The 18,948-nt window shown below is 67.0% G+C and carries 9 protein-coding genes; 6 read left to right on the top strand and 3 right to left on the bottom strand.

Annotated elements, in window-relative coordinates:
- Positions 1–14: 14 nt before the first annotated feature.
- Positions 15–2,576, bottom strand: coding sequence for a TonB-dependent receptor (locus tag QY325_10605; protein ID WKZ65210.1), 2,562 nt, complete (start codon positions 2,574–2,576; stop codon positions 15–17).
- A 301-nt stretch (positions 2,577–2,877) separates the two neighbouring features.
- Here QY325_10605 and QY325_10600 point away from each other — a divergent pair, with 301 nt between their 5' ends.
- The 4 genes from QY325_10600 to QY325_10585 are packed head-to-tail and all read left to right on the top strand — an operon-like array spanning position 2,878 to position 15,124.
- Positions 2,878–12,636: a gliding motility-associated C-terminal domain-containing protein gene (locus QY325_10600; protein ID WKZ65209.1), complete on the top strand. Its 9,759-nt coding sequence runs from the start codon at positions 2,878–2,880 to the stop codon at positions 12,634–12,636.
- Between the two features lie 33 nt (positions 12,637–12,669).
- A complete protein-coding gene (locus QY325_10595) occupies positions 12,670–13,389 on the top strand; it encodes a polyprenol monophosphomannose synthase (GenBank protein ID WKZ65208.1) in 720 nt (239 codons plus the stop codon).
- A 5-nt stretch (positions 13,390–13,394) separates the two neighbouring features.
- A complete protein-coding gene (locus tag QY325_10590; protein ID WKZ65207.1) occupies positions 13,395–14,732 on the top strand; it encodes a dihydroorotase in 1,338 nt (445 codons plus the stop codon).
- Positions 14,729–15,124, top strand: a complete 396-nt coding sequence (locus QY325_10585) for a DUF4296 domain-containing protein (GenBank protein ID WKZ65206.1) — start codon at positions 14,729–14,731, stop codon at positions 15,122–15,124. The genes QY325_10590 and QY325_10585 overlap by 4 nt, the downstream gene beginning before the upstream one ends.
- Here the strand turns inward: QY325_10585 and QY325_10580 are convergent.
- A complete protein-coding gene (locus tag QY325_10580; GenBank protein ID WKZ65205.1) occupies positions 15,058–16,059 on the bottom strand; it encodes an NAD-dependent epimerase/dehydratase family protein in 1,002 nt (333 codons plus the stop codon). The two genes, QY325_10585 and QY325_10580, sit on opposite strands and share 67 nt — an antisense overlap.
- A 75-nt stretch (positions 16,060–16,134) precedes the next feature.
- Between QY325_10580 and tyrS the strand changes: the two genes are divergently transcribed.
- Positions 16,135–17,412 carry a tyrosine--tRNA ligase gene (gene tyrS, locus QY325_10575; GenBank protein WKZ65204.1) on the top strand — a complete coding sequence of 426 codons (1,278 nt, stop codon included), beginning with the start codon at positions 16,135–16,137 and terminating at the stop codon, positions 17,410–17,412.
- Here the strand turns inward: tyrS and QY325_10570 are convergent.
- Complete coding sequence (locus QY325_10570) at positions 17,409–18,422, bottom strand: acyl transferase (GenBank protein WKZ65203.1); 1,014 nt, start codon at positions 18,420–18,422, stop codon at positions 17,409–17,411. The two genes, tyrS and QY325_10570, sit on opposite strands and share 4 nt — an antisense overlap.
- 21 nt (positions 18,423–18,443) lie before the next feature.
- Here QY325_10570 and QY325_10565 point away from each other — a divergent pair, with 21 nt between their 5' ends.
- Positions 18,444–18,941: a hypothetical protein gene (locus QY325_10565; protein ID WKZ65202.1), complete on the top strand. Its 498-nt coding sequence runs from the start codon at positions 18,444–18,446 to the stop codon at positions 18,939–18,941.
- The last annotated feature ends 7 nt before the right edge of the window (positions 18,942–18,948 follow it).

Below are 18,948 nucleotides of genomic sequence, written 5' to 3'. Positions count from 1 at the left end.
GCGTGCGGTGTGCGTTAGAAGCTGAAGGTGAGCATGGCGAAGTAGTTCCGTCCGAAGAGGTAGCTGTACTTGGGCGGGAACCGGTTCACGTCCATGCGATCGTAGCGCAGCTGCTCGAAGCCGCCCACGCGGAAGTCGCGGTTGTCGAGCACATTGCTTACCGATACATTGACGGCCAGGCGGTACTTCCTGTTGATGAGCCAGCTCTTTCCCGCGAAGAAGTCAACCGTCAGGTTGTCGTCCAGGCGGGTCTGTTCCAGGAGCTCGTTCCATTGGGGGTCACTGGTGACGAGGTTCTCCAGCGCGTCCTCGGTGCGGCGGTCCGGGTTCGGGTCGAGGTAGATGTGCTGGAAGAAGTTCGCGCTTGCTCCAGCGAACCAGAACTTGGGTGAATTGTACCGCAGCCCCAGCGATGAGGCGGACTGGGGCATGCCGCCAACACGGTAGCCCTTCCAGTAAATGGTGCGGTCCTGGGCGAACACTTCCTCGCTGTTGTTGCGGGTGACGGTGGCCGTTGGCCGTGAGTCATACGTGTAGCTGCCTCCGGCATGCACGGCGGTGAGCTGCCAAGTGCTCGTCAGGTTCGCTTCCACCCCGATTTCCACCCCTTGGTGCAGCTGGTCCACGGCGGTCATGGCGTAGTTCACGATGGTCAGGAACTCGTCGTGGTAGTAGCTGCGGTTCCAAGCCTGGTCCATGATGCGGGTGTAGTACACCGTTGCGCGCCCCTTTACGCGGGGAGCCTTCAGCACGTAACTCAGGTCGGCGCCGTAGGTCGACTCCGGGGTGAGCCCGGTGAGCACCGCATCGCGGACGCGCGGCGCGATGTAGGCCACATTGCTCGCGGGGGGGCGCACGATGTAGGTGGCATTCGCCGTGATGAAGTGGCGCCCGGTCAGCTTGTAGATGCCGCCGGCCTTGGCGCCGAACCCGGCGAACCGATGCTTCTCGCCCTCGCCGAAGGATTCATCCGGGAAGCGGCCGTTGCGGAGCCGTCCCTCGCGCCAAAAGCTGGTGTGCGAGATGTCCACGCCGGCGTAGGCCTCCAGCTTGGTCCACTTCTTCTCCCACTGGGCGAAGATGTTCGCGTACTGCGTGTGGATTTCGTAGTCGTGGCCGAAGACATCGCCCTCGCGCACCAACTTGTTCGGGACGTCCAGGTCGTTCTGCGAGATCGTGGTGTCATTGAAATCGCGGTCAGCGAACTGGTCGATGTCCAACCAGAACTGGCCGCCGAGCAGGTCGTCCACCACCCGGAAGTAGTGCGTGCGCTGCTTGTGGAAGCTCCCGCCGATGGTCAGGTGGGTGCGTTCGTCAAGGTCCTTGTTCCATACGCTATTGATGCCGAAGCGGGTGGGGTCGGCCCTGACCTCCTCCACGATGTACTTGCTGCGGTAGCCGATCTCGGTCTTTCCGGCCTGTCCATTGGCGTTCTGCACCAGATAGAGGTTCTTGCCGTTGGCGAAGTACAGCTGGTCCCAGTCGATCTGCCGGGTGTTCACATCGTTCTCCCAAGCCCTGACACGGTCGTCGTAGAGGTGGCTGTCCTCGAACCTGTAGTAGCTCGGCAGGTACCGGTAGTAGTCGGGGCGCGGGTCCTTGGCATCGAACCAATTCAGCCCCGTAAGGCCATCCCGGCCGAAGGTGTAATACGCTGACGTGGTGAGCTTCGCAGCATCGCTGAGCCGGAAGTTGTGGGTGGCCATGATCATCGGCTTGTGGTCACGGCTCATCTTGGCATTCCGCTTCTGACCCGCCTGATAGCCCCAGTTGGGGTTGTAGAATGGGGTCCCGGCCAGGTCATAGGCCTCCTGGACCGCCAAGCCTTGCCGGCCTTGGACAATCGGGGCGCCGAAGCCGCTGAGGCTTATGCTATGCTGGTCGTTGAAGCGCTTCTCCGCCGCCAGGAAGTACGAATAGGCGTCGAAAGAGGTGCCCTCCACATAGCCTTCCTCCGCCCACCGGCGGGAGCCGCTGAAGGCAAAGGCCCATCCTTTGGCGTTCATCCCGGTGGCATAGGTGGCCATGATGCGGTTGCGGTAGGCGCGATTGGCGCTGGCGTAGGACACCCTTACCCCTTTGCGCAGCGCGCTTGCCTGGATGTTCATGTCGGTGGTGCCGCCAATGCTGCCGAAAAGCAGCCGGCTCGGCCCGATTCCGGTCCGCACCTGCATCCACCGGGTCACGTCGTTGAGGCCGGCCCAATTGCTCCAGACCGCCCAGCCGGTCTCCAGGTCGTTCACACGCACGCCATTGATCGTAACGAGCGTGTTCTCGCCATCGTAACCACGGATCCTGAATCGCGCCTGGCCGAAGTTGAAGCCCGCTACTGCGGTGAAGGGGTCCCTGGAGGATTGCAGGATGCCGCTGATGTCCTGGTTCCCCAGTTCGCCATCCAGGTCGTCGGTGGTGAGGGTGTACACCGGCAGCCGGGGCGTGTTGGCCGCATCGGTGGTATCGGCCGCCGGAGCGTTGAGGAGGGTGTCGATCTGGGCCTTTGCCGCCGGAGCGGCAGCAAGGAGAAGGCCCAGGACCAAAGGCCGGCGGAGGGCGGAAATGGGCAGTGGACTCGGCATGCTGGGCTCAGGCTGGGCGTGGGTGCGGCGCAATGCGGAAAGCTTTCAAGGCGGGCGTTGCCTTGGCGAATTGGGCCGGCAAAAGTAGCCCGGAGGGTGATGCAGGGGATGTCACCATGGCGTTAAATCGGATCAGCCAACGTACACGGCTTAGGAATCGTCTAGTGGAATGAATGTGGAACATGCGTAAGGCTCTGGATACAAACGGGTTTGCGTACTTTTGATGGCTTGTTGTCCCGCCAAAGTGGATAGGCAAGGACCCACGGTGATGGTTGAGCGGTTCGGTGCATTTCGTCGATTGGTGATCGTTGTCCTCGCCATGGGGTGGGGCTTGGCTGAAGCCAGGGCCGATCATTACTCCGGTGCCAACATCACCTATGAGTGCGTAGGCCCCAATCAGTACAGGATCACCCTCGATCTCTTCCTGGACTGCTCGGGAGCCCCCATCACGCCCCAGACGCTCAATTTCTCCAATAACTGCGGGGTCTCATTCTCCTTGCCCAATATTCCCCTCGTTCAAACCGAAGAGGTTTCCCAGCTCTGCGGCTCCCAACTGGCCAACAGCACCTGCAACGGGGGCACTCTTCCAGGCATCCGGCACTACCGGTTCCAGACTACGATCGTACTGTCCCCCTGTAACGCGTGGACGATCAGCTGGAGCATTTGCTGCCGCGCCACCACCCAGAACGTGCAGCTGACCCCCGGCATGTACGTGGCGGCAACCATCAACAATGCTGGAGGGCTTTGCGACCAATCCCCCCAGTTCGGCGACCAGTCCATCCCGTATGTGTGCGTGGGCACGCCTGTCTCTTACAACCCGGAGGTGACCGACGCCGACGGGAACACGCTGGTATACTCGTTCATCAGCGCGCGCTTCGCAGCTCCGGCGCCGACCAACGTGAACTATATCCCGGGCTTCACTGCCGGCACGCCCATTCCGGGTGTGACGCTCAATCCCAACACCGGACAGATCAACTTCACCCCTACGATAACCGGCAGCTATGTGGTGGCGCTGCAGGTCGCATCCTACAATGCCTTGGGGCAGCTGATTGGTACCGTGATGCGGGACTTCCTGTTCATTGTGATTCCGTGCATCGACCCGCCGGCGACCAACCTGGGACCTACATCGATCTCCAATGGAGTCATCACCAGTGCGACGGGCATCCAGGTCTGCGACGGCATACCGTTCTGTGTTGATCTGTCCTTCAGTGACGTTGATCCGCTGGCTGTCGTCACGCTGGCCTCCCAAGTCACGTCCCAGCTGCCCGGCGCCACGTTCTCGGTGTCGGGTTCCAATCCGGCGGTGGCAACCATTTGCTGGACCCCTGATCTCGGGCTCTCCCCAGCCTCGGTACTGATCAATGTCAATGACAACGCGTGTCCGTTGGAGAACCTCTCCAGTTATGAGCTGACCATCACCGTGGTTACGCCCCCGCCGATTCCGCCGGACCCCGGCACATCCGTGGTGATTTCTTCATGCGCCGGTACGCCGGCCATCAATCTTTTCGGACAGCTCGGCGGCTCCCCGGATGCAGGCGGTGTGTGGACCGGGCCCAATGGTGCGTCGCACCCAGGGCTCTTCGACCCTTCCAACGACCTATACGGTGCCTACACCTATACGGTCGGAAATGGCTGCCAGAATGCTTCCGCAACGGTTACCGTGAATCAAGGTGCCACGAGCGACGCAGGTACGGATGGAACCATCGCGGTTTGCGGCAATGGGGCATCCTTCAGCCTGCTCACAGTCCTCGGCGGCGCACCCGATGCCGGTGGAACGTGGAGCGGCCCGAGCCCGGTGGCTGGTGGATTGTACAACCCGGTCACCATGGCGCCTGGGGTATACACCTACACGGTGCCCAGCGCACCGCCCTGCGCGAACGCCACGGCGACGGTGACGGTGACGGAGAACGCGGCGCCGAACGCCGGGACCAACGGCACCGTGACCCTTTGCAGCACGAGCGCAGCGGTGAGCCTGTTCGCGCAGCTGGGCGGCAGCCCGCAAGCGGGCGGCAGCTGGAGCGGCCCATCACCTGTTGCTGGCGGCAGCTACGACCCGGCCACGATGGACCCTGGGGTTTACACCTACACGGTAGCGGGCACAGCGCCTTGCGCGAACGCCACGGCGACGGTGACGGTGACGGAGAACGCGGCGCCGAACGCCGGGACCAACGGCACCGTGACCCTTTGCAGCACGAGCGCAGCGGTGAGCCTGTTCGCGCAGCTGGGCGGCAGCCCGCAAGCGGGCGGCAGCTGGAGCGGCCCATCACCTGTTGCTGGCGGCAGCTACGACCCGGCCACGATGGACCCCGGGGTGTACACCTACACGGTGACGGGCACGGCGCCCTGCGCGAACGCCACGGCGACGGTGACGGTGACGGAGAACGCGGCGCCGAACGCCGGGACCAACGGCACCGTGACCCTTTGCAGCACGAGCGCAGCGGTGAGCCTGTTCGCGCAGCTGGGCGGCAGCCCGCAAGCGGGCGGCAGCTGGAGCGGCCCATCACCTGTTGCTGGCGGCAGCTACGACCCGGCCGCGATGGACCCTGGGGTTTACACCTACACGGTAGCGGGCACAGCGCCCTGCGCGAACGCCACGGCGACGGTGACGGTGACGGAGAACGCCGCGTCGGATGCGGGCACCAACGGCACGCTGACGGTGTGCAGCGATGGCGCCGCGCAGTCGCTGTTCGCCCAACTGGGTGGATCACCGCAGGCGGGCGGCGCGTGGAGCGGCCCATCACCTGTTGCTGGCGGGAGCTACGACCCGGCCGCGATGGACCCCGGGGTTTACACCTACACGGTAGCGGGCACAGCGCCTTGCGCGAACGCATCGGCGACGGTGACGGTGACGGAGAACGCCGCGCCGGATGCGGGCACCAACGGCACGCTGACGGTCTGCGATGCGGGCGCAGCGGTGAGCCTCCTCGCGCAGCTTGGCGGCAGCCCTGATGCGGGCGGCAGCTGGAGCGGCCCATCACCTGTAGCTGGCGGCAACTACGACCCCGCCACGATGGCCCCCGGGGTGTACACGTACACGGTGACGGGCACGGCGCCCTGCACGAACGCCACGGCCACAGTGACGGTGACGGAGAACGCGGCGCCGGATGCGGGGACGGACGGAACGCTGACGCTGTGCTCGACGAGCGGAGCAGCCGCGCTGGCAGCCTCCTTGGGCGGCAGCCCCGATGCGGGCGGGAGCTGGAGCGGCCCGAGCCCCGTGGCGGGCGGGAGCTACGACCCGGCCACGATGGTACCCGGGGCATATACCTACACGGTCACGGGCACGGCGCCCTGCGCGAACGCATCGGCGACGGTGACGGTGACGGAGAACGCGGCGCCGGATGCGGGCACCAACGGCACGCTGACGGTGTGCAGCGATGGCGCCGCACAGTCGCTGTTCGCCCAACTGGGTGGATCACCGCAGGCGGGCGGCGCCTGGAGCGGCCCATCACCTGTAGCTGGCGGGAGCTACGACCCGGCCACGATGCCCCCCGGGGTGTACACGTACACGGTGGCGGGCACGGCGCCCTGCGCGAACGCATCGGCGACGGTGACGGTGACGGAGAACGCGGCGCCGGATGCGGGCACCAACGGCACGCTGACGGTGTGCAGCGATGGCGCCGCACAGTCGCTGTTCGCCCAACTGGGTGGATCACCGCAGGCGGGCGGCGCGTGGAGCGGCCCATCACCTGTTGCTGGCGGGAGCTACGACCCGGCCGCGATGGCCCCCGGGGTGTACACCTACACGGTGACGGGCACGGCGCCCTGCGCGAACGCCACGGCGACGGTGACGGTGACGGAGAACGCGGCGCCGAACGCCGGGACCAACGGCACCGTGACCCTTTGCAGCACGAGCGCAGCGGTGAGCCTGTTCGCGCAGCTGGGCGGCAGCCCGCAAGCGGGCGGGAGCTGGAGCGGCCCGAGCCCCGTGGCGGGCGGGAGCTACGACCCGGCCACGATGGACCCTGGGGTTTACACCTACACGGTAGCGGGCACAGCGCCTTGCGCGAACGCATCGGCGACGGTGACGGTGACGGAGAACGCCGCGCCGGATGCGGGCACCAACGGCACGCTGACGGTCTGCGATGCGGGCGCAGCGGTGAGCCTCCTCGCGCAGCTTGGCGGCAGCCCTGATGCGGGCGGCAGCTGGAGCGGCCCATCACCTGTAGCTGGCGGCAACTACGACCCCGCCACGATGGCCCCCGGGGTGTACACGTACACGGTGACGGGCACGGCGCCCTGCACGAACGCCACGGCGACAGTGACGGTGACGGAGAACGCGGCGCCGGATGCGGGGACGGACGGAACGCTGACGCTGTGCTCGACGAGCGGAGCAGCCGCGCTGGTAGCCTCCTTGGGCGGCAGCCCCGATGCGGGCGGCACGTGGAGCGGCCCATCACCTGTTGCTGGCGGGAGCTACGACCCGGCCACGATGGCCCCCGGGGTGTACACCTACACGGTGACGGGCACGGCGCCTTGCGCGAACGCATCGGCGACGGTGACGGTGACGGAGAACGCCGCGTCGGATGCGGGCACCAACGGCACGCTGACGGTGTGCAGCGATGGCGCCGCGCAGTCGCTGTTCGCCCAACTGGGTGGATCACCGCAGGCGGGCGGCGCCTGGAGCGGCCCATCACCTGTAGCTGGCGGCAACTACGACCCCGCCACGATGGCCCCCGGGGTGTACACGTACACGGTGACGGGCGTGACGCCCTGCGCGAACGCATCGGCGACAGTGACGGTGACGGAGAACGCGGCGCCTGATGCGGGGACGGACGGAACGCTGACGCTGTGCTCGACGAGCGGAGCAGCCGCGCTGGCAGCCTCCTTGGGCGGCAGCCCCGATGCGGGCGGCACGTGGAGCGGCCCATCACCTGTTGCTGGCGGGAGCTACGACCCGGCCACGATGGCCCCCGGGGTGTACACCTACACGGTGACGGGCACGGCGCCTTGCGCGAACGCATCGGCGACGGTGACGGTGACGGAGAACGCCGCGTCGGATGCGGGCACCAACGGCACGCTGACGGTGTGCAGCGATGGCGCCGCGCAGTCGCTGTTCGCCCAACTGGGTGGATCACCGCAGGCGGGCGGCGCCTGGAGCGGCCCATCACCTGTAGCTGGCGGCAACTACGACCCCGCCACGATGGCCCCCGGGGTGTACACGTACACGGTGACGGGCGTGACGCCCTGCGCGAACGCATCGGCGACAGTGACGGTGACGGAGAACGCGGCGCCTGATGCGGGGACGGACGGAACGCTGACGCTGTGCTCGACGAGCGGAGCAGCCGCGCTGGCAGCCTCCTTGGGCGGCAGCCCCGATGCGGGCGGGAGCTGGAGCGGCCCGAGCCCCGTGGCGGGCGGGAGCTACGACCCGGCCACGATGGTACCCGGGGCATATACCTACACGGTGACGGGCACGGCGCCCTGCGCGAACGCATCGGCGACGGTGACGGTGACCGAGACGAACTCGCCGGATGCGGGCACGGACGGCAGCGCCACGGTGTGCGGCGATGGCGTCGCGCTGGACCTGTTCGCGCAGCTTGGCGGCAGCCCCGATGCGGGCGGGAGCTGGAGCGGCCCGAGCGCGGTGGTTGGCGGCAGCTACGATCCGGTCACGATGGATCCCGGGGCGTACACCTACACGCTCACGGCGGCTGCGCCGTGCGTGAGCAGCAGCGCCACGGTGACCGTCACCGAGAGCGCGCCTGCGGATGCCGGGAGCAGCGGCACGCTGACGGTCTGCGATGCGGGCGCAGCGGTGAGCCTCCTCGCGCAGCTTGGCGGCAGCCCTGATGCGGGCGGCAGCTGGAGCGGCCCATCACCTGTTGCTGGCGGCAACTACGACCCGGCCGCGATGGACCCCGGGGTGTACACGTACACGGTGGCGGGCACGGCTCCCTGCGCGAGCGCATCGGCGACGGTGACGGTGACCGAGACGAGCTCGCCGGATGCGGGTACGGACGGCAGCGCCACGGTGTGCGGCGATGGCGTCGCGCTGGACCTGTTCGCGCAGCTTGGCGGCAGCCCCGATGCGGGCGGGAGCTGGAGCGGCCCGAGCGCGGTGGTTGGCGGCAGCTACGATCCGTCGACGATGGATCCCGGGGCGTACACCTACACGCTCACGGCGGCTGCGCCGTGCGTGAGCAGCAGCGCCACGGTGACCATCACCGAGAGCGCGCCTGCGGATGCCGGGAGCAGCGGCACGCTGACGGTCTGCGATGCGGGCGCAGCGGTGAGCCTCCTCGCGCAGCTTGGCGGCAGCCCTGATGCTGGCGGCAGCTGGAGCGGCCCATCACCTGTTGCTGGCGGCAACTACGACCCGGCCGCGATGGACCCCGGGGTGTACACGTACACGGTGGCGGGCACGGCGCCCTGCGCGAACGCATCGGCGACGGTGACGGTGACCGAGACGAGCTCGCCGGATGCGGGCACGGACGGCAGCGCCACGGTGTGCGGCGATGGCGTCGCGCTGGACCTGTTCGCGCAGCTTGGCGGCAGCCCCGATGCGGGCGGGAGCTGGAGCGGCCCGAGCGCGGTGGTTGGCGGCAGCTACGATCCGGTCACGATGGATCCCGGGGCGTACACCTACACGCTCACGGCGGCTGCGCCGTGCGTGAGCAGCAGCGCCACGGTGACCGTCACCGAGAGCGCACCTGCGGATGCCGGGAGCAGCGGCACGCTGACGGTCTGCGATGCGGGCGCAGCGGTGAGCCTCCTCGCGCAGCTTGGCGGCAGCCCTGATGCCGGCGGCAGCTGGAGCGGCCCATCACCTGTTGCTGGCGGCAACTACGACCCGGCCGCGATGGACCCCGGGGTGTACACGTACACGGTGGCGGGCACGGCGCCCTGCGCGAACGCATCGGCGACGGTGACGGTGACCGAGACGAGCTCGCCGGATGCGGGCACGGACGGCAGCGCCACGGTGTGCGGCGATGGCATCGCGCTGGACCTGTTCGCGCAGCTTGGCGGCAGCCCCGATGCGGGCGGGAGCTGGAGCGGCCCGAGCGCGGTGGTTGGCGGCAGCTACGATCCGGTCACGATGGATCCCGGGGCGTACACCTACACGCTCACGGCGGCTGCGCCGTGCGTGAGCAGCAGCGCCACGGTGACCGTCACCGAGAGCGCACCTGCGGATGCCGGGAGCAGCGGCACGCTGACGGTCTGCGATGCGGGCGCAGCGGTGAGCCTCCTCGCGCAGCTTGGCGGCAGCCCTGATGCCGGCGGCAGCTGGAGCGGCCCATCACCTGTTGCTGGCGGCAACTACGACCCGGCCGCGATGGACCCCGGGGTGTACACGTACACGGTGGCGGGCACGGCGCCCTGCGCGAACGCATCGGCGACGGTGACGGTGACCGAGACGAGCTCGCCGGATGCGGGCACGGACGGCAGCGCCACGGTGTGCGGCGATGGCATCGCGCTGGACCTGTTCGCGCAGCTTGGCGGCAGCCCCGATGCGGGCGGGAGCTGGAGCGGCCCGAGCGCGGTGGTTGGCGGCAGCTACGATCCGGTCACGATGGATCCCGGGGTGTACACCTACACGCTCACGGCGGCTGCGCCGTGCGTGAGCAGCAGCGCCACGGTGACCGTCACCGAGAGCGCACCTGCGGATGCCGGGAGCAGCGGCACGCTGACGGTCTGCGATGCGGGCGCAGCGGTGAGCCTCCTCGCGCAGCTTGGCGGCAGCCCTGATGCCGGCGGCAGCTGGAGCGGCCCATCACCTGTTGCTGGCGGCAACTACGACCCGGCCGCGATGGACCCCGGGGTGTACACGTACACGGTGGCGGGCACGGCGCCCTGCGCGAACGCATCGGCGACGGTGACGGTGACCGAGACGAGCTCGCCGGATGCGGGCACGGACGGCAGCGCCACGGTGTGCGGCGATGGCATCGCGCTGGACCTGTTCGCGCAGCTTGGCGGCAGCCCCGATGCGGGCGGGAGCTGGAGCGGCCCGAGCGCGGTGGTTGGCGGCAGCTACGATCCGGTCACGATGAGCCCGGGCGTATACACGTACACCGTTTCGGCGGCTGCGCCTTGCAGTGATGCAATTGCTCAAGTCGTGGTAGCGGAGGAGCAGCCCAGCAATCCTGGCGTGGATGCCAGCATCGATCTCTGCCCCGGCGCAGCGGCAGTGAATCTGTTCACCGTGCTCGGCGGGAGTCCTGATGCAGGTGGCACTTGGACGCATCCAGATGGAACACCCTTTGACGGGATTTTCGATTCTGCATCGGATACTGGCGGTGAACAGTCCTACATCCTCGCGGGATCTGCCTGTCCTGACGCTGTCTCCATCGTGACCGTCAATATCCTCCCTGGCGCCTATGCCGGCGAGGATGCGTCGATTACGGTGTGCAGCAGCGATCCGCCTTTCGCGCTGGTCGAGCAGTTGGGCGGAACACCGGGCTCGGGCGGGGCTTGGTCCGATGCCAGTGGGTCCGTAGTGCCAGCTTGGTTCACGCCAGGGGTGTCGATAGCCGGAGCCTACAGCTATGTGGTTCCAGGAACGAGTTCCTGCCCGTCTGATGATGCAGTCCTGACCATTGCCGTTTCGCAAGCACCCTTGGCCGGGGTGAGCGGCACATTGACGTTCTGCTCCAACGGCTCGCCCCAATCACTATTCGATGGCCTTGCGGGGACTTTGGATGCCGGCGGCACATGGGCGGCACCCGATGGGTCCCCGCACGGCGCCATCCTCGATCCCGTCGCTCACGCGGCAGGGGTCTACACCTACTTGGTCGCTGGCGACGCCCCTTGCCCATCCGCCAGCTCCACGGTCCTCGTGGTCATCCACCCGGTCGCATTCGCCGGGGAGGACGGATCACTCGCGCTCTGTGCATCAGCTGCGCCCATGGCATTGCTGGATGGCCTTGGCGGCTCCCCCCAGGCCGGCGGTTATTGGATCGGTCCGGATGGCGTTCCGGCCAACGGCGTGTTCGACCCGGGTGCGTCCACGCCCGGCACATACACGTACACGGTCTTGGGTTCGTTGCCCTGCGTGAATGATTCGGCCGTGGTGCTCGTGGCTGTGGCGACGGCGGCGAACGCCGGTCTGGACAGCGCCTTCGCGCTCTGCTCCAGCGATCCGTCGGTCGACCTCTTCGCATCGCTGGGCGGCAGCCCGGACACTGGAGGAACATGGACCGGACCGGCAGGGCCCTTGACCACCGCCGTTTTCGACCCGGCCGTGGATGCTTCCGGCGATTATACCTACACGGTGACACCGGCCTCGCCTTGCCCGCAGGAGAGCGCCACGGTCTCCATCTCGGTGGTCCCTCCCGCTGTGGCGTCATTCGAGGCGCTGAGCGGAGGTGAGTGCGCTCCGGTCGAGATCGACTTCTCCCATGGCTATACCGGCAATGGAACATGCACGTGGTTCCTGGGCGACGGCCAGGTTGTGGAGCAATGCGCGCCCTTCACGCACATCTATGCTGCGCCGGGCAGCTATGATGTCACGCTCATTGTGGATGCCGGGAACGGGTGCGGTGCCGACACGGTGACACTGGACGGCGCGGTCACCGTGTATGCCCAGCCGACCGCGGCATTCGGCATGCTCCCGGAAGCCATTACCACCCTGCAGCCCACGGCCTTCTTCAGCAATGCGAGCACAGGAGCCGCCGACTATGCCTGGCTAATCAATGGGCAGCCGGTCTCCGAGGCGGTGGACCTCCAGTACACGTTCCCCGCCGTCATCGGCGACACGTATGGGGTCTGCCTGCTCGCTTACGCCTCCGCGCAGTGCGCGGATACCGTGTGCCGCTACATCACGCTGGAGGATGGCATGGTGCTTTGGGTGCCCAACACATTCACCCCGAATGAGGATGCGCGCAATGAGGGCTTCGTGCCGGTCGTGGTCGGCATAGATGAACGCTACTATCGCTTCGAGGTGTTCGATCGCTGGGGCCTCCAGGTCTTCGGCAGTGAAACGCCCGGCATCGCATGGGATGGCCGGTTGCCCGATGGCTCGGATGCCCCATCCGATGTGTACGTCTGGCAGGTGCGCGTAAAGGACGCCTACAGCGGCGACCGCGTCGAGCGCATCGGCCATGTCACCCTGCTTCGGTGAGGCCCGGGTGCGGCGGTCTATCTTCGCTCCGCCTTGGCGCAGCGACTCGTCATCATCCCCACCTACAACGAACGGGAGAACATCCGCGACATTCTCGCGCATGCGCTCCGCCTCGATCCCGCATTCGATGCACTGGTGGTGGACGATGGATCCCCGGATGGCACCGCAGCGATCGTGCGGGAGATGATGGCCTTGCATCCCGGGCGCGTGCACCTGATCGAGCGACAGGGCAAGCTCGGCTTGGGAACGGCGTACATCGCGGGCTTCAAATGGGCGTTGGCGGAGGGCTATGCGTTCATCTTCGAGATGGATGCGGATTTCTCGCACGACCCGGATGACCTTGTCCGCCTCTACAAGGCTTGCGCAGACCACGGTGCGGACATGAGCGTGGGCTCGCGCTATGTGAAGGGCGGCCATGTGAAGGATTGGAGCTGGGACCGTGTGCTGCTCAGCTACTGCGCGTCGCTCTACGTGCGCGCCGTGCTCTGGCTCGGCGTGCGCGACACCACTGCCGGATTCGTCTGCTACACGCGGCGCGTATTGGAGGCGATCCCGCTGGATGAGGTGCGGTTCGTCGGCTATGCCTTCCAGATCGAGATGAAGTACCGCGCCCGGCGGAAAGGGTTCCGGATCGCGGAGGTGCCCATCACCTTCATCGACCGGGAGAAGGGGACGAGCAAGATGAACACCAGCATCTTCCGCGAGGCGATGATCGGCGTTCTGCAGATGCGCTTCGGCGGGTGGATCAAATGATGGCCATGGAACGCACGCTGATAAGAGATGCGGTCGTAGTGAATGAGGGCCTCTCGGTGCAGGCCGATGTGCTCCTGGAGGCCGATCGGATCGCCAGGGTCGCTCCGGAGGGCATCGGCGCGGTGCCTGGGGCACGGGAGGTGGATGCTGCCGGACGCCACCTGCTGCCGGGCGCCATCGATGACCAGGTCCATTTCCGCGAGCCCGGGCTGACCCACAAGGAGGACATCGCGCACGGCAGCATGGCCGCAGCCGCTGGCGGCATCACCAGCTACATGGAGATGCCCAACACCGTTCCGCAGACCCTCACCCAGGAGCTGCTAGAGGAGAAGTACCGCCTCGGAGCGGCCTCCAGCGTGGTGAACTACTCCTTCTACATGGGCTGCGGCGAGCGCAACATCGAGGAGGTGGTGCGCACCGACCCCCGCCGGGTCTGCGGGCTCAAAGCCTTCCTCGGGAGCAGCACCGGCGACATGGTGATCACCGAGGAGCATGCCCTCGACGAGCTCTTCCGCCGCGCGCACCTGCTGCTCGCCATCCATGCCGAGGATGACCCTCTCATCAGGCAGGAGCTCGAGAGGCGCATCGAACGCTACGGAGAGGACATCCCCATCGAGGAGCATCCGTTCATCCGCAGCGCCGAGGCCTGCTATCGTTCGAGCAGCACTGCGGTGGCGCGGGCGAAGGCCTTCGGTACGCGCCTGCATGTACTGCACATCAGCACGGCGAAGGAGGTAGGGCTCTTCGAACCGGGGCCGGTGGAGGGTAAGCGCATCACGGCTGAGGCCTGTGTCCATCACCTCTGGTTCACCGATGCCGACTACGCCGCGAAGGGCAGCCTGATCAAGTGGAACCCTGCCGTGAAGACAGCAGCCGACCGCGATGCCATCCGCAGGGCCGTGGACGAGGGCCGCATCGATGTGGTGGCCACCGATCATGCGCCTCACACGCTCGAGGAGAAGGCACAGAGGTACCGCCAGTGCCCGAGCGGCGGCCCCCTGGTGCAGCATGCACTGCCGGCGATGCTGGAGTTGGCGCGCGAAGGCGTATTCACCATCGAGCAGGTGGTCGAGAAGCTCTGTCACGCGCCCGCGAGGCTCTTCCGCATCGCCGAGCGGGGCTATGTGCGCGAGGGCTTCAAGGCCGATCTCGTGCTGGTGGACCTCGATGCGCCGTGGACCGTCACGCGCAATGGCCTCCTGAGCAAATGCGGCTGGTCGCCCTTTGAGGGCCAGAGGTTCCATGCGAAGGTCCTGCGCACCTGGGTGAATGGCCGGCAGGTCTACGCCGATGGCCGGGTGGACGGCGATGCGCGCGGAGAGCGGCTCATGTTCGACCGATGAGGCCCGTTGCCATTCTGCTGCTCCTGCTCGCGTGCGGCTGCCGCCCTGCAGACCCCGTGCCGGAAGAGGTACTGCCCCGGGAGCGGTTCGTGGGCATCATGGTCGACATGACGCTGGTGGAGGCGCGGCTGAATCAGGAGATCGCCATGATGCAGCCAGCGACCTCGGATCCGGATAGCTGCTATGCCGAGGTATTCGCGGAGCATGGCATCGACAGCGCGGCATTCCGCAGGAGCTTCGACCACTATGCCGCCCGGCCGGAGGCGATGCAGGCGGTGTATGAAGCTGTTGTGGAGCGGCTGCGGGTGATGAAGGACGAGCGCCTTCACGATGCAGCGGCGGCGAAGGATGCCGCGTTGGCCACGGACTCCTCCAAGGCCCTGAACCGGTAGCCCAGGAGCTCCGCAGCCTTAGCGCCGCTGTACGAGCGGCGCGCAAGGGCGCTGGCAACGGCGGTGCGGGTGACCAAGGGAGAGGAGCCCGTGAGCAGGCTGCGCAGCCGTTCCGCCCTCCAGGCCAGATGGAGCATCCATGCCTTCGCCTCCCAGGTAGGCGCCGGGTTCCCGAATGCGCGGCAGGCGGCCTCGAACAGGCTGCGGTAGGTGGCGTTCTCGCCGGGGATCAGGTAGCGTTCGCCGCAGGAGCCGCGCTCAATGAGGGCCACCATGCATGCCGCCACGTCGCGGGCATCGACGAATGCATTGGTGCCCCGCGTGTAGAAGCGTGTTCCCTTGCGGAGCCGGGTGAGGAGCGCCATGCTGCTGCGGCCCGGGGCACCGGGCCCGATGATCACGCTCGGGTTCACGATCACTGCATCAAGCCCTTCCGCGATGCCGCGCTGCACCTCCATTTCCGCCAGATGCTTGCTGCGGGAGTAGTCCGATGTCCCCGCCACGTCGGCCCAGGGCATCGACTCATCCCGCACCGCACCGGCGCCGGCGGACCCGATGGCTGCGGTGGAGCTTACGTGGCACAGCCTGCACACACCCGCCTCCAGGGCCATGTCCACGAGATTCGCAGTTCCCCCCGCGTTCACCGCATACATCGACCGTGCGTGGCGCGGGTCGAAGCTCACGACCGCTGCGGCATGATAGACGTGCGTGATGCCCTGTAGCGCATCGCGCAGTGCGTCGACATCCTGAAGGTCGCCTTGGGCCCATTCGATGCGGCCGGCCAACCCCTCGTGGCCATAGTGGCGGAAGACCCGCTGCACGATTCCCCGATCGCTGTCGGCGCGGTGCAGCGCACGCACCGGCCTCCCGGCACGGAGGAGCTCGAGGAGCACATGCGTGCCCACGATGCCGGTGGCGCCGGTTACGAGATCCATGCGGGGGAGCGAAAGGTAGCCCCTCCGCCCGCCTCCGGCTACCTTCGCTGCCGCCCGCCGGGCGGGTGAAGCGTCATGAGGAACTATATCGAGGAACTGCGCTGGCGAGGCCTGCTGCATGACAGCATGCCCGGCGCCGAGGAGCAATTGTCCAAGGGCCCCCAGCGCGGCTACATCGGCTTCGACCCCACGGCGGACAGCCTCCATGTGGGCAACATGGTACAGATCATGATGCTGGTGCACTTCCAGCGCTGCGGCAACACGCCCATCGCGCTGGTCGGCGGCGCCACTGGCATGGTGGGCGATCCCAGCGGCAAGAGCGCCGAGCGCAACCTGCTCGACGAGGATGCGCTGCGCCATAACCAGGCTTGCGTGCAGGCGCAGCTCGAGCGCTTCATCGATTTCAGCGGCCCGAACGCGGCCGAGCTCGTGAACAACTACGACTGGTTCAAGGACATGGGCTTCCTGCGCTTCATCCGTGAGGTGGGCAAGCACATCACCGTGAACTACATGATGTCGAAGGACAGCGTGAAGAGCCGCTTGGAGACGGGCATCAGCTTCACCGAGTTCAGCTATCAGCTGGTGCAGGGTTACGACTTCTACTGGCTCTGGAAGCACAAGGGCGTGCGCTTCCAGATGGGGGGCAGCGACCAGTGGGGCAACATCACCACCGGTACGGAGCTCATCCGGCGCATGGGGGGAGAGGAGGCCGTCAGCAACCCTGCCTTCGCCATCACCACGCCGCTGCTCACCAAGGCCGATGGCAGCAAATTCGGCAAGAGCGAGGGCGGCAACATCTGGCTCGATGCGAAGCGCACCTCGCCTTACAGGTTCTACCAGTTCTGGCTCAATACTGCCGACGCGGAGTCGGAGAAGTGCCTGCGGATCTTCACCACCTGGGAGCAGGAGCGGGTGGAGGCCCTGATTGCCGAGCATGCCAAGGCGCCGCACCAGCGGGCCTTGCAGAGGGCGCTGGCGGAGGAGATCACGAGCCGGGTCCATGGCCGGGAAGAGCTGAAGGCTGCGCAGCAGGCGAGCGAGATCCTCTTCGGCAATGCCACGGCCGATGCGTTGGACCGCCTCACGGACCGGCAATGGCTCGAGGTGTTTGAGGGGGTGCCGCAGGCCGAGGTTCCGCGCGAGCGCCTCATGGGCGCCGCAATCACCGATCTGCTCACGGAGCTGACGGGCTTCCTTCCCAGCAAGGGCGAAGCGAAGCGTGCCTTGAAGGAAGGCAGCATCAGCGTGAATCGCCAGAAGGTGGAGGAGGCGTGGACTGCGGATGCCGATCGGCGTTTCCTCCTGCTGCAACGGGGCAAGAAGAACTACTTCCTGGTGAAGGTGGCGGGCTAGACCTCAAGGAGCAGGTTGCACCCCCGCGCATCGCTGTTGTCGAAGCGGCCCAGCACCTCGAAGGCCCCGTCCTGGTGCCTGCGCCCCAGGTCTTGCGTGCTGATGAAGGGGCAACTGGCCACGTTGGCGAGGTCGATGATGTCGAGGCCTCCCGTTCGGCCGTCCGGCACCGTAGCGAACGGGTCGTTCACCTCGCGTATGCGTACCCGCATCCACGGCGGGCACCGGTATACGCCCTCCCCGCCGCTCCAGGCCTGCGAGAGCAGTTCCGTCATGCCGTACTCGCTGTGGATGGCCGGCACCCCGAAGGCCTCACGCAGTATCCGGTGCAGCTCCTCCCGCACCAATTCGGGCCGGCGCCCTTTCATGCCGCCCGTCTCCATGATCACGGTATGGCGCAGCGGCATCGGATGGTGCTCGGCCAGGTCGAGGAGGGCGAAGGTGACGCCGAGCAGCAGGGTGGGCCGGCCTTCTGCCTCCGAGCGGCGGAGCGCCTCCGCCAGCTCGTCGTACCGGTAGAGGTAGGTGCCGCTGAGCGCATCGCCCGTGGCCGCGATGAGGCGCTCAGCCATATGGACCAAAGAGCTGCCCGAGCGCTCGAGGTAGGAGGGCAGCAGCGCCAGTATGCGCCAACCCTGAGGCGGGCCATAGGCAGCAGTGAAGGAAGCCATGAAGGACCGCTCGTAGAGGTCCGGCCAGGGCACGGGGTGCCGGCTGGTGACGGAGGCGGTGGTGCCGCTGCTGGTGAACGTGATCGTGGGCTTGAGCCCCTCAAGCAGCACGGTATGCCGGCGGAACGCCGTGATGGGGAGGAACGGGATGCCAGCCACCTCGCGCACCTCGGCCGGGTCCTGCCCCAGTCCTTCAAGGAATCCCCGGTACACAGGGTTCGAGGAGGCATGCAGACGGAATAATCCAAGGGCGGCGGCGTTGAACTCCTCAGCGGTGCGGACGGCCAGGACCTGCTCCCGGAAGAGGGTGGGGCTGGGCTGTGGCACCGCTGGCGGCATACCTTTGGAACAATGCGACCGATGCGCACCTCGCGGGTAAAAGTAGCCGGGCTCCTGGCCATCGCCATGGCGGCGGTGCTCGGCTGCCGCAAGCCGGAGGAGTTCCCGGTGGAGCCGGTCATCACCTTCCGATCGTTCACCCAATACCAGGATTCGGCCTCCTTCGTCATCGGTTTCACCGATGGTGACGGGGATGTGGGCCTGGACGGCGGTGACAATCAGCCGCCGTTCGACACCGGGTCGACCTACTACCACAACCTCTTCCTGGATTACGATGAGCTCCGGAACGGCGTGTGGACGCGCGTGGACTTCGCGCTCCCGCTGTACTACCGCATCCCGCGCATCACACCCACCGGCCAGAATAAGGCGCTGGAGGGGGAGATTGCCGTGGCGTTGAAGCCTTGGCCCATCGTGCCGGGCAATCCGTTCGATACCGTCCGCATCTCCGCGCGCTTGGTTGACCGCGCACTGCACACCAGCAATACGGTGGTCAGCGATCCGGTGAAGGTGGCGCCCTGAGGGGCGC

This window comes from Flavobacteriales bacterium (assembly GCA_030584065.1).
Taxonomy (GTDB): domain Bacteria; phylum Bacteroidota; class Bacteroidia; order Flavobacteriales_F; family PHOS-HE28; genus PHOS-HE28.
Note: the sequence above shows the minus strand (reverse complement) of the source record. Positions and strands in the feature narration are given on the sequence as shown.

What these genes read in the sequence shown, in the direction of transcription:
- QY325_10605 (WKZ65210.1), bottom strand. Translation starts at nt 2,576, where the DNA reads ATGCCGAGTCCACTGCCCATTTCCGCCCTCCGCCGGCCTTTGGTCCTG.
- QY325_10590 (WKZ65207.1), top strand. Translation starts at nt 13,395, where the DNA reads ATGGAACGCACGCTGATAAGAGATGCGGTCGTAGTGAATGAGGGCCTC.
- QY325_10585 (WKZ65206.1), top strand. Translation starts at nt 14,729, where the DNA reads ATGAGGCCCGTTGCCATTCTGCTGCTCCTGCTCGCGTGCGGCTGCCGC.
- QY325_10580 (WKZ65205.1), bottom strand. Translation starts at nt 16,059, where the DNA reads ATGGATCTCGTAACCGGCGCCACCGGCATCGTGGGCACGCATGTGCTC.
- tyrS (WKZ65204.1), top strand. Translation starts at nt 16,135, where the DNA reads ATGAGGAACTATATCGAGGAACTGCGCTGGCGAGGCCTGCTGCATGAC.
- QY325_10570 (WKZ65203.1), bottom strand. Translation starts at nt 18,422, where the DNA reads ATGCCGCCAGCGGTGCCACAGCCCAGCCCCACCCTCTTCCGGGAGCAG.
- QY325_10565 (WKZ65202.1), top strand. Translation starts at nt 18,444, where the DNA reads ATGCGCACCTCGCGGGTAAAAGTAGCCGGGCTCCTGGCCATCGCCATG.